Annotated in this window: 9 protein-coding genes; 6 read left to right on the plus strand and 3 right to left on the minus strand. The window is 54.8% G+C overall.

Features of this window, described 5'->3' with window-relative positions:
• Positions 1–89: 89 nt before the first annotated feature.
• From cobA to ADINL_RS15580, 3 genes are all read right to left on the minus strand, one after another.
• Positions 90–854 carry a uroporphyrinogen-III C-methyltransferase gene (cobA, locus tag ADINL_RS15570; RefSeq protein WP_051632882.1) on the minus strand — a complete coding sequence of 255 codons (765 nt, stop codon included), beginning with the start codon at positions 852–854 and terminating at the stop codon, positions 90–92.
• Complete coding sequence (locus tag ADINL_RS15575; RefSeq protein WP_036550349.1) at positions 832–3,477, minus strand: nitrate reductase; 2,646 nt, start codon at positions 3,475–3,477, stop codon at positions 832–834. The genes cobA and ADINL_RS15575 overlap by 23 nt, the downstream gene beginning before the upstream one ends.
• A gap of 252 nt (positions 3,478–3,729) precedes the next feature.
• Entirely contained in the window at positions 3,730–4,551 is an 822-nt protein-coding gene (locus tag ADINL_RS15580) for a helix-turn-helix domain-containing protein (protein WP_036550107.1), read from the minus strand.
• 167 nt (positions 4,552–4,718) lie between these two features.
• Here ADINL_RS15580 and ADINL_RS15585 point away from each other — a divergent pair, with 167 nt between their 5' ends.
• The 6 genes from ADINL_RS15585 (at position 4,719) to ADINL_RS15610 (ending at position 11,887) form a co-directional block, all read left to right on the plus strand.
• On the plus strand, positions 4,719–6,137 hold the full coding sequence (locus ADINL_RS15585; protein WP_036550109.1) for an aspartate ammonia-lyase: 1,419 nt from the start codon (positions 4,719–4,721) through the stop codon (positions 6,135–6,137).
• Positions 6,134–7,162, plus strand: coding sequence for an asparaginase (locus ADINL_RS15590; RefSeq protein WP_036550121.1), 1,029 nt, complete (start codon positions 6,134–6,136; stop codon positions 7,160–7,162). Before ADINL_RS15585 ends, ADINL_RS15590 begins: the two co-directional genes overlap by 4 nt.
• Before the next feature lie 52 nt (positions 7,163–7,214).
• Positions 7,215–8,456: a nitrate regulatory protein gene (locus tag ADINL_RS15595; protein ID WP_036550123.1), complete on the plus strand. Its 1,242-nt coding sequence runs from the start codon at positions 7,215–7,217 to the stop codon at positions 8,454–8,456.
• Positions 8,457–8,779: 323 nt separating this feature from the next.
• Entirely contained in the window at positions 8,780–10,099 is a 1,320-nt protein-coding gene (locus ADINL_RS15600) for a CmpA/NrtA family ABC transporter substrate-binding protein (protein WP_051632883.1), read from the plus strand.
• A 26-nt stretch (positions 10,100–10,125) separates the two neighbouring features.
• Positions 10,126–10,995, plus strand: a complete 870-nt coding sequence (gene ntrB / locus ADINL_RS15605; RefSeq protein ID WP_084154556.1) for a nitrate ABC transporter permease — start codon at positions 10,126–10,128, stop codon at positions 10,993–10,995.
• Positions 10,996–11,035: 40 nt separating this feature from the next.
• Positions 11,036–11,887 carry an ABC transporter ATP-binding protein gene (locus ADINL_RS15610; protein WP_036550125.1) on the plus strand — a complete coding sequence of 284 codons (852 nt, stop codon included), beginning with the start codon at positions 11,036–11,038 and terminating at the stop codon, positions 11,885–11,887.
• Positions 11,888–11,900: the final 13 nt, after the last annotated feature.

Raw genomic sequence — 11,900 nt, forward strand, 5'->3', positions numbered from 1 at the left:
AAGGGGGACAAAAGTCTGCTGGATCGCACGTGCACTCAAACGGATTGTAGACGCATTTAATAAAAGATGTAAATAAAATACATCTTTTATCAGGCGGCCTGAGATTGGGCTTTCTCCTGTGTTTGTCTGGCTACCTGGCCGATCAGGATCAGTGCCGGAGCCTGTACGCCGTGCATCTCCACTGCCTGAGGCAATCCCGCCAAATGGGTGTGAATACTGCGTTGGTCCGGCTGTGTGCCGCGCTCAATCAGCATGACCGGCCAGTCTGCCGGTAAGCCATGGCGTTGTAGTTCCTGACTGATCCTGGAAGCTTGTGACAGTCCCATGTAGAACACCAGGGTTTCATCCCGTCGCGTCAGGTCTGCCCAGGGCACGCTGCGCTGATCACAGTGGGACGCGGTGATAAATCTCAGGCTGGAGGCGATACCACGCTCTGTCAGCGAAAGGCCGCAACTGGCGGCACAACCGGATGCTGCAGTAATGCCGGGTACTAACGTGAAGGGGATACCTGCGGCTTGCAGTGCGTCCAGCTCTTCCGTCAAACGGCCAAAAATAAGAGGGTCGCCACCTTTCAAGCGGACCACACGTTTGCCCAGTCGAGCCTGTTGCACCAGGAACCGGCAGATGTCTGCCTGGCTGTGCGAATGCTGTCCTTTACGCTTGCCGACATAGTGGCGAGCGATGTGGCCGGGTATCTCAGCCATCAGTTCGGCGCTGACCAGTGCATCATAGACAATCAGGTCGGCATTCAGGAGCAAGCGCCAGCCTTTGCGAGTTATCAGCTCAGGATCGCCAGGTCCTGCACCAACCAGAGCGACTTCGCCTGGAAACCTAGTCGAGATCGACTGTTGCATGTTCAACCTCCTGCGCCAAGAGCGCTTTAAGTTCGGGAATACAGGAGCCGCAGCGTGTGCCGCAGCTCAGCCTGTCGCCCAGTTCGGTAACGCTGCGGCAACCGGATTGAATTGCCTCACGGATACGCTGTTCATCCACCTGGTAGCAACTGCACACCTGCGTGTGTTGCGGGCTATCCAGTCCGTGTAGCAGTCGGCCGCGCTGTGATGGTGTCAATGAGGGTGACTCGAACAGAGCGGCCATCTGCCGCAGATCAGCAGGCTGGTAAGTGGGGGTGATCAGCAGCCACCATTTCAGGCGTTGCTGCTCCGTGGCATAGGCCTGAAATTGGCCGGTTATCGGGTTTTCCAGATAACCGTCGGGACGTTGTCCAAGATGCTGCAGGCACCAGTTGGACCAGTCGCCGGGCCAGTCTGTCTCGGCCAGTATGTACTGCTGGCAGGGTGCCAGAGGCTGGCGGCTCCAGTAACCACGTAATTGTGCACTGATGTTGTCGCGTGTCAGAAGTTGTCCGTGCCAGCGGGCTGGAAAACGACGCACCTCTACGGCACCCTGTTTTGATTCAGGTTGTCCTGAAACCGGATCGGTGACGGGCTGGATTAATGCATTGCAGCGACCCTGAGCACTGAATTGATGATTCCAGTGCATAGGAATGAATACTTCGCCTGGGCGTTGGTCGGTGGTCAGACGGACACGTCCGATATAACGCCCTTGCTGGTTTTCGACCTGTGCCAGATCGCCGGTGCTGATCTGGCGTGCGCTTGCATCCTGAGGATGCAGATCAATAAAAGGCTCACTGCGATGCTGGAACAATCGCTCGCTGCGCCCTGTGCGTGTCATGGTATGCCACTGATCACGAATACGGCCGGTGTTCAAACGTAGCGGGTAGTTATCATTCAGGGTTTGTTCGGGCGCACGAAACTGAACAGGGACAAAGTGTGCTTTTCCAGAGGGGGTATAGAATCGGTTTTCGCTGAACAGTCGCTGGGTTCCATAGGGTGTTGTAGTGGTGACAGGCCACTGAATGGGTTGTAGCCGATCGTAGGCATGCTGATCCAGCTGGCTTAAGCCGCTGATGTCGAAGCAGCGACTACCCTGATTTTCGAATCCGGACAGCGCGGCATGTTCGATGAAAATGTCTGCCGGGTGCTGATAATTGAAGGCATTTCCGAAACCAAGGCGTTGTGCCAGGTCGCACAGAATCTGCCAGTCCTGCCGCGCCTCGCCTGGGGCGGAGAGCAGCGGTTGCTGGCGTGAAATGCGGCGTTCCGAGTTGGTCACTGTGCCGTTTTTCTCACCCCAGGTTGTTGATGGCAGGCAGAGATCTGCAAGGTTAAGCGTATCGGTACTGGCCATGGGTTCAGAGACCACCAGCCACTCGCAGCGTTTCAGCGCACGCTTGACCCGTTCAGTATCCGGCAGGCTGACCAGTGGATTGGTGCCCATAATCCATAGCACCTTGATTTCGCCACGCTCAACGGCATGAAACAGATCAATGGCTTTGCGTCCAGGCGCGGTGGCCATATTGGGAGCATTCCAGAAGCGGCGCACCCGATCGATATGTTCGGGGGTGAAATCCATATGGGCGGCCAGTTGGTTGGCCAGGCCGCCGACTTCACGGCCACCCATGGCATTTGGCTGCCCGGTTAACGACAGCGGAGAGCTGCCCGGCTTGCCAACCCGGCCGGTGGCCAGATGGCAATTGATCAGGCTGTTGACCTTATCGGTGCCTGAGCTGGACTGGTTGATACCCTGTGAAAACAGAAACAGGGTCTTGTCTGTAGAGGCAAACCATTCGCAAAAACGCGTCAGGTCCTCAAGGGGCAAATCCGTCTGTTGCGCAGCCTGTTGCAGGTTTGGCGTGGCTTGTCGGGCTTGTTGCAGCGTTTCATCAAAGCCCTGCGTATGCTGCTCAATATACTGCTGGTCGAGGCAGCCCTGATCAGCCAGATAGACCAGCAGGGCGTTGAACAGCAGGGCATCGGTGCCGGGACGCAAGGCAAGATGCAGGTCGGCTATATCACAGCTGGCAGTGGCGCGAGGATCAATAACGACCACTTTTACCGCCGGCCGTGCCTGACGGGCAGTCTGAATACGCTGATACAGGATGGGGTGATTCCAGGCTGCATTGGACCCAGCCAGGATCACCAGGTCAGCCAGCTCAATATCCGCATAACACCCGGGTACCGCATCGGCACCAAAGGCACGCTTGTGTCCTGCGACCGTCGATGCCATGCAGAGGCGCGAGTTGGTGTCTACCTGGGCAGAGCCAAGAAAGCCTTTCATCAGTTTGTTGGCGACATAGTAGTCTTCAGTCAGTAACTGGCCTGACAGATAGAATGCGATGCTGTCAGGCCCATGGCTTTCTAACGCTTCGGTAATCGCCTGGCTGAGTTGGGTCATGGCATCATCCCAGCTGATCGCTTGTCCATGCAAACGCGGTAATTGCAGGCGCGCATCAGCTGAGACTGTTTCCGGCAGGGTCATTCCCTTGATGCACAAGCGGCCAAAATTAGCTGGATGCTGGCTGTCGCCACTGACCGCAATCAGGCGATTGTCTGCCAGTTCCGCGGTTACGCCACAACCGACGCCACAGTAAGGACAGGTGGTGTGTTGTTTCATGCGCTGCCAATCTCCCAAAAAAAAAGCCCGCATCCTCGAACTGCCAGAAGCAGTCAGAAGATGCGGGCGCCATTGCCTTTGCCAGGTTAACCCCGGCTATTCATCGAATTGTTTAACGAGAATAAGCAATAAAGATGCCAGAACAGCATTGGTCTCTGAAAACAGTATGTAATACCGAATCACCTGTGGTGTTCAGTTATTCATCGGGTTAAGTCTGCACCTGTTTGGTGCTTTTGGGTGTGCAGGTGAGCGTTAGCGGTGCAAATGTCTGGCGCGCAGATGATACTCGTCATCATCGAGTTGGTTGATCAGGGCCTGCTTCAGGGAAGGCTCGATCTGTTCGGTATCCAGCGGATAGAGACCACAGCGTTTCAGGGCCTGGCGCTTGTTAACCGAATGACCGAGATACTCGTACAGCACGCGGGTGGCGCAGGGCATCCGATCGCCACTGCCAGCGGCTCCGATTTTTAATCCGGACAAATAGGAAATGCGGTTCTTGTAGCTGGGGAATAAAATGGTCTGGCTGATTTCCTGACCGGTCAGAGATTCGTAATCTACCAGGAAGATCCGGTCCGTCAGCAGGTAGGCAGCACCCAGATAAATGCCATGATAGGGGCGCTCATCCGGGGCTTCCTGAAGTCGTTCCAGGCGTTGGTAATAGACCTGCTTGTCCGGTTTTTCCAGATGCACCAGCGTACGCAGAATATTGCCGGGGCAGGCCATCGACAGATAGTACTCAAAGTAATAGCCCAGATACTTATCCAGCGACTGTCCGGTCAACTGCTGCAGATGTTGCAGGTGCTCCTGCTCAGGGTGCTGAGGTTCCCGGGCAGTATGCTGTCGGGGTCTGACATCAATCAGGCGTTGAAACTGATGATGGGGCAGCAGTATTTCATGCTCTTCCACGCCAAAGAAATCGCACAGGCGCTGCATCATGTGTGCAGAAGGCCGATTGCTGCCACTGAGGTAGCGATTGAACTGGGTACGGTTTACGTCCAGACGTCGACAGACCTCGGAAATAGACCGGTAATAGCTGCACAGCAGCCGCAGATTTCGGGTCAAGTCTTCACTCATGATGGCTACCTGTTTTAGACCGGTGTGCGATTTCTCCGATATGATGCACTCTGATGCACTATAGATGCAATAGTGCATCATCGGGCGACAGGTTACAAAATAGCTCCCAGGATGCAAAGTTGTTTAAATGGAGTAATTCCTACAACAACAATTGGACACATCTCATCATGCAAATGCGTACCGAACACGACCTGCTGGGCGATAAACACCTGCCTGAACACTGCTGGTACGGTATTCAGACTCAACGTGCATTGGATAATTTTACCATTACTGGCGTACCGATCAGTCATTTTCCGGAACTGGTGAATGCACTGGCGATGGTGAAACTGGCCGCAGCAGCAGCCAACCGCGACCTTGGATTGCTGCCAGCGCATAAGGCGGAGGCGATTATCGCCGCCTGCGAACAGGTCTGTCAGGGGCATCTGCATGATCAGTTTGTGGTGGATATGATTCAGGGTGGTGCAGGCACTTCAACCAATATGAATGCCAATGAAGTGATCGCCAATCTGGCATTGGCGCGTCTGGGGCATGCCCGGGGGGAGTATCAGTATCTGCATCCCAATGATGATGTAAACCGCTCCCAGTCAACAAATGATGCCTATCCAACAGCAGCCTGCGTCGCCATTCAGTGTGCCACGGATCCATTGATTGACAGTCTGAGCAGCCTGATTGATGCGTTGCGTGACAAGGGGCAGGCTTTTGCCGGTATCGTCAAGATGGGGCGCACTCAGTTGCAGGATGCGGTGCCTATGACACTGGGGCAGGAGTTTGAAGCCTTTGCCGTAACACTGGGTGAGGATATTGACCGCCTGCATGAAGCCTGTACCTTGCTGTGTGAAGTGAACCTGGGCGGTACTGCCATCGGTACCGGTCTGAATGCGCATCCGGACTATTCCGCCCTGGCCATTCGGCATTTGGCCAAGGTTTCCGGTAAGCCGCTGGTGCCAGCGTCCAATCTGATTGAAGCCACGTCAGATATGGGAGCCTTTGTGTTTTTCTCCGGTATGCTGAAGCGTCTGGCGATCAAACTCAGCAAGCTGGCCAATGACTTGCGTTTGCTCTCCAGTGGACCGCGTACCGGCCTGGGCGAAATACATCTGCCCGCCGTGCAGCCCGGTTCTTCGATTATGCCGGGTAAGGTGAATCCGGTGATTCCGGAAGCCGTGAACCAGACCGCCTTCCAGGTCATTGCCAGCGATCTGGCGGTGACGCTGGCTGCTGAAGCGGGTCAGCTACAGCTAAATGCGATGGAGCCACTGATTGTCTATAACCTGTTAAATGCTATCCGGATGTTGCGCTCGGCGTGCGAGATGCTGGAGTTGCGTTGTATTCGCGGAATTCAGGCCGATACGGAGCGGTGTGCGGCACATCTGAACAACAGTATTGGTGTGATTACTGCACTGGTACCGCATATCGGTTACAGTCAGGCATCACGGATTGCGTCTATCGCGCTGCATACAGGTGCAACCGTGCGGGAACTGGTGTTGGCAGAAGCACTGTTGACTGAAGAGACGCTGGACCGCTTGCTCAGTCCTCAGGCCATGCTGGCGCCTTCTTTAATCGAGGCCTCTGGGAGGGTCGCATGATACATCCGGTACTGGTGATTTATGCCGGTGGCACCATTGGTATGCAGCAGACCGGGCAGGGCTATGCACCTGTGTCCGGTCTGGAACAACAATTACGTCAGCGCCTGGGGAGTGATACCCCTGAGTTTGACTGGCATGAAATTACGCCCCTGATTGACAGTGCGGCTGCTCAGCCAGCCGATTGGCTGCGTCTGGCCAGGCTTATCAGGCAGCATTGGTATGACTATGCCGGTTTTGTCATTCTGCATGGCACGGATACGCTGGCGTATACCGCTTCAGCCTTGTCCTTCCTGCTGGGTGCAGTGGACAAGCCGGTTGTCCTGACCGGTGCACAGATTCCGTTATCCCGGCCGCGCAGTGATGCGTTGTTGAATGTCAGTAACAGTCTGGCATTGGCTGCAGCCGGGCAGCTACATGAGGTCAGTATCTGTTTTCATGATCGGGTGCTGCGTGGTAATCGCAGTCGCAAATTGCACAGTCAGGCGATGGCTGCATTTGATTCACCCGCCTGTCAGCCGCTACTGCAATTGGGAATTGCGCCTGACTGGCAGGTTACCTCAAACCTGCCGCCAGCGGATCTCCGTTTTCAGCCACAACAGCTGCCTGATCAACTGGATGCACAGGCCGTTGCGATGCTGATGCTCTATCCGGGTATTCAGCGCTCGGCGTGTGACTGGTTGCTGGAGCAGCCGCGTTTACGTGGCCTGGTGGTACTGAGCTATGGCGCAGGCAATCCACCCACGGCTGAGGACGGGCCTTTGCCGTGTCTGGCTGAACTGGTGCGTCGGGATGTCATGGTCGTCAATGTCAGCCAATGCCTGACGGGCGGTGTAGAGCAGGGCAGCTATGCTACCGGTGCCGAATTCAATCGCATTGGTGTTCTGGCGGCTGCGGACATGACACCGGAAGCCGCCTTCAGCAAACTGCATTGGCTATTGGCAGCGGGCTACACGCCATCGCAATGTCGTCAGCTCTGGCAGGTGGCGGTCGCGGGTGAGGTCAGTTTGCCAACCTGGGTTTCCTGAGGCTGGTATAAACCTTGCAGCTATCTTCAGGACGTTATATCTGGAGTGATGCATGTTAACCCGCAGTGCTGAAGATTTTTTGCTGGCATCCAAGCGTTGTGAGATCGCCAACCTGGAGCAGTTGCTGTTGACTGGTGAGCTGGTGGCTGAGGTCAGTCAGCTGGTACACCTGTTGCAACGAGAGCGAGGGCTGTCCAATGTGTTCCTCGCATCAGCAGGCGCACGCTTTGCTGCACAGCGCCTGGAGCAGGTGCAGGCATGTCAGGAAATGGAAGTACGCCTGCGTCAGCGTTTGGAGACGCTGGATCTGGGAGCCTGTCATCTGTCTGGTCATGTGCGTTTGTATACCTGTGTGGCGCATGTGTTGCATGGATTGGAGGCGTTACCCGCTATACGCCAGAGAGCTCTGACGCAGCAAATCACTGCACCGGAGCTTACTCAGATGATCAGTACCCTGATTGCCGGTTTGCTGTCGGTGGTGTTTGAAGCTGCAGATACCTCTGCTGATCCCGACATTACTCGTATTCTGGTAGCCAAGTTTAACTTCATGCAGGGCAAGGAACTGGCTGGTCAGGAGCGTGCCTGGGGCGCCAGTGGTTTTGCAGCTGGCTACTTCACAGCCGAGGATCAGCAGAAACTGCAACATCTGATTGAAGCTCAGGCCCGCTGTTTTGAAGTGTTTGAAAATTTCAGCCCGGACCAGCCTTTGTCCGCCTGGCGTTCATTGCAGCAGCATACCTGTGTCACGGAACTGAACCGGTTACGACAAATTGTGGCACGGGCAGGTCATCAGGAAGCGGTTCCGTCAGCGTTCAGCGAAATCTGGTACGACGTAGCAACCTGCCGTATCGATGTGCTGAAAGGTATTGAAGAAGGTCTGGCAGATGCGCTGTTGCAGCTGTGTCGGCATAAGCTCAAGGCTGCACGCCAGGATTTGCAGACACACCGTTTTATGCTCGATAGTCTTGCAGGTGAAACAGCTGAGTCTGCCTCGTTGCGTTATTTGACTGATAGTGTGCAATTGGCAGAGCCAACTGCAGGGCGTTCGGTATACGATCTGCTGCAGGCTCAGTCCGTACGTTTGCAGGTCGTCAGTGATGAGCTGCAGCAGGCTCGGCAGGCCCTGACTGAGCGCAAGGTGCTGGAGCGAGCGAAAGGACTGCTGATGGAATATCAGGGTCTGACTGAGGCTGAAGCTTATCGCCAGTTGCGCCAGTCAGCCATGGAGCAAAACCTGCGTCTGCAGGATGTTGCCGAGCTGATTATTGACCGAACCCGGATGCTGCTGCGTTAGCATCGGTCACTATAATTCCCCTGAATCTGTGAGTTATTTCAGTGCGCGCTGCACAAGATGAGTGCGTCAGTGCGGGGCAGATCCCCCTGCCTGAAAACAGATTTTTCAGCTAAAAGGTTGATTCATATTTTATTTTTTATTGTTGGCACAATAACTGCTTTATCCTTCATGAGTACCGGCCCTGCGGGGCAAACTGTTAATAGCAAGAATTTGGACAACGGCGTCCACCTCACATTCGTTTACGGATGATCTGAGGTGACGCCGTTTTTTTTTGGTTTCTTTCAGGGCCTGCACAGCAAGACCGGGCCGCCAAGGAGTATCACATGAAACGATATTATCACTCGCTGCTTGAAACTCAGCCCAGTAACCCGGATCGTCGCCGTTTCATCGGCGGCCTGGCGGCTGTCGCCGGGGCGGCAACTCTGGGAGGGATCTGGCCTGGTCAGGCTCAGGCGGCCAGCAATGGTCCACTGGAAACCCGTTCTGCCAAGTTGGGCTTTATTGCCCTGACCGATGCCGCTCCCTTATTTGTCGCACTGGAAAAAGGTTTTTTTGCCAAGCATGGCATGACTGATGTGGATGTGCTGAAACAGTCTTCCTGGGGGACTACACGCGATAATCTGGTACTGGGGTCTCAGCGCAACGGTATCGACGGTGCGCATATTCTCACCCCTATGCCGTATTTGATCGCCTCTGGTGCGATGACGCCGAATAACGTACCTGTGCCTATGTATATTCTTGCGCGCTTGAATCTGGCAGGTCAGTGCATTTCGGTTGGTCGGGAATACAACGATTTGAAGGTGGGTCTGGACACGTCAGCATTCGGACAGGCGCTGTCTGACAAACGCTCTGGTGGCGCACCCGTGAACGCTGCCATGACCTTCCCGGGTGGGACCCATGATATGTGGATCCGTTACTGGCTGGCGGCCGGTGGAATAGACCCGGATCGTGATATCTCCACGATTGTAGTGCCGCCGGCACAAATGGTCGCCAATATGCGAGTCGGCAGCATGGATACCTTTTGTGTCTGTGAACCCTGGAACCAGCAACTGATCAATCAGGGCATTGGTTACACCGCCAATACTACCGGCGAACTCTGGCATAACCATCCGGAAAAGGCGTTTGCCATGCGTGCCGATTATGTGGATGCCAACCCCAACTCAACCAAAGCACTGCTGAAAGCGATAATGGAAGCGCAGATTTTCTGCGAGCAACCGGAGAATCGTCGTGAAGTGGCGCAGATCTGCTCACGTCGTCGCTGGATTCATGCGCCGTTTGACGACATTGTCGATCGCATGGAAGGCAATTTTGATTATGGCACTGGCAAGGTGGTCGAGAACCATCCTGATCAGATGCGTTACTGGAAAGACCAGGCGTCTTACCCCTTCAAAAGCCATGATCTCTGGTTCCTGACCGAAAATCAGCGCTGGGGCTATCTGCCAACCACACTCGACACTACCTCCTTGATTGAGCAGGTCAACCGGGAAGACCTCTGGCGTGTAGCGGCCCTAGAGTTGGGTGTGGATGCCAGTGATATCCCTGAAAGCAGCTCACGCGGGGTGGAAACCTTCTTCGATGGCAAGGTGTTTGATCCCGAAAACCCTCAGGCTTATCTCGACAGTCTGACAATCAAGCGTATCTGAATCGCGTTCATGCAGGAGAATAGAACATGACAGCAAGAACTCAATACAGTTTCCGCTCCGGTGGTGTTGAAGTGTCGGGAGTGCTGCAAAAAGTCACTCGTCAACTGAAGCCCCTGGGCGATGGTTTTTTGAAAAATGTATTACCCGCACTGATCATTGGTGGCCTGTTCATTCTGATCTGGGAATGGATGACCGCGGCCCCCGGTGCCGCTTTGCCATCACCCTCAAAGGTGGTGTCTGATACCTGGGAGTTGATCGTCAACCCCTTTTACAATCATGGCGGTACCGATGTGGGTATGGGTTGGCAGATTCTCGCCAGCCTTGAGCGAGTCGCTTATGGCTATAGTTTGGCGGTGGTCGCTGGCATCAGTCTGGGAGTGCTGGTGGGGCAATCCACCTGGGCGATGCGTGGTCTGGACCCGATTTTCCAGATTTTGCGGACGGTACCGCCACTGGCCTGGTTGCCGATTTCGCTGGCCGCTTTTCAGGACAGCAACCCGTCAGCCATTTTCGTGATTTTTATTACTGCCATTTGGCCGATCATCATCAACACCTCTGTCGGGATACGCAACATTCCCGAGGACTATCGCAATGTATCCCGAGTGCTGTCACTGAATGGCTATGAGTACTTTGTCAAAATCATGCTGCCAGCGGCTGCGCCCTACATCTTCACCGGACTGCGCATCGGTATCGGCCTGTCCTGGCTGGCAATTGTGGCGGCTGAAATGCTGATTGGCGGTGTCGGTATCGGCTTCTTTATCTGGGATGCCTGGAATGCCTCGATGATCAGCGACATCGTTCTGGCCCTGGTGTATGTCGGAGTGGTCGGATTCCTGCTGGATCGCATGATCGGCTTCATTTCCGTCCTGGTTACGCGCGGTACCTCCGCTCAGTAACGGGTCAGACAGCATTAACAGACAGTGAGAGGTCAACAGTATGTCTAAGCATTATCTAGCAATTGAAGGTGTCAGCAAAACCTTTGGCACAGGCCATAAAGCCAGCTGCGTGTTAAAAGATGTCAACCTGAATATCGAAAAGGGTGAATACATCTCCATCATAGGTCACTCAGGGTGTGGCAAATCAACAGTGTTGAACATCGTGGCGGGACTGCTGCCTTCCAGCAAAGGTGCGGTGATTCTGGATGGTAAAGAGGTGAATGCACCAGGTCCTGACCGGAGTGTGGTGTTTCAGAACCACTCATTACTGCCCTGGTTGACGGTCTATGAAAACGTGGCCTTGGCGGTCAACAAAACCTTCCGTAAAACCAAAACAGCAGCGCAGCGTCATGAGTGGATTCTGCGCAGTCTGGAAATGGTGCATATGTCACATGCACTGGACAAGCGCCCGGCAGAGATCTCCGGCGGGATGAAGCAGCGTGTCGGCATCGCCCGTGCGCTGGCGATGGAACCCAAAGTGCTGCTGCTGGATGAGCCGTTTGGTGCACTGGACGCGCTGACGCGGGCACACCTTCAGGATGAGGTGATGAAAATCCAGTCAGAGATCAACAGTACCATCATTATGATTACCCATGATGTTGATGAGGCGGTGTTGCTGTCGGACCGGATTGTCATGATGACCAATGGGCCGGAAGCCACGATTGGTGAAGTGCTGGAGATTGACTTGCCCAAGCCGCGCAATCGCATTGAACTTGCGGATGACCCGAAATACAACCGCTATCGCCGCGAAGTGTTGCGTTTCCTGTATGAGAAACAACGCAAGGTTGAGCCGCTGAGTGCCGCGCGTAAAGCAGAGGCGTCCCCAGTGGCACGGAAGGCGGCGCAGGCCTGATGTTCCAGCAAGT

This window comes from Nitrincola lacisaponensis, assembly GCF_000691225.1.
Lineage (GTDB): Bacteria > Pseudomonadota > Gammaproteobacteria > Pseudomonadales > Balneatricaceae > Nitrincola > Nitrincola lacisaponensis.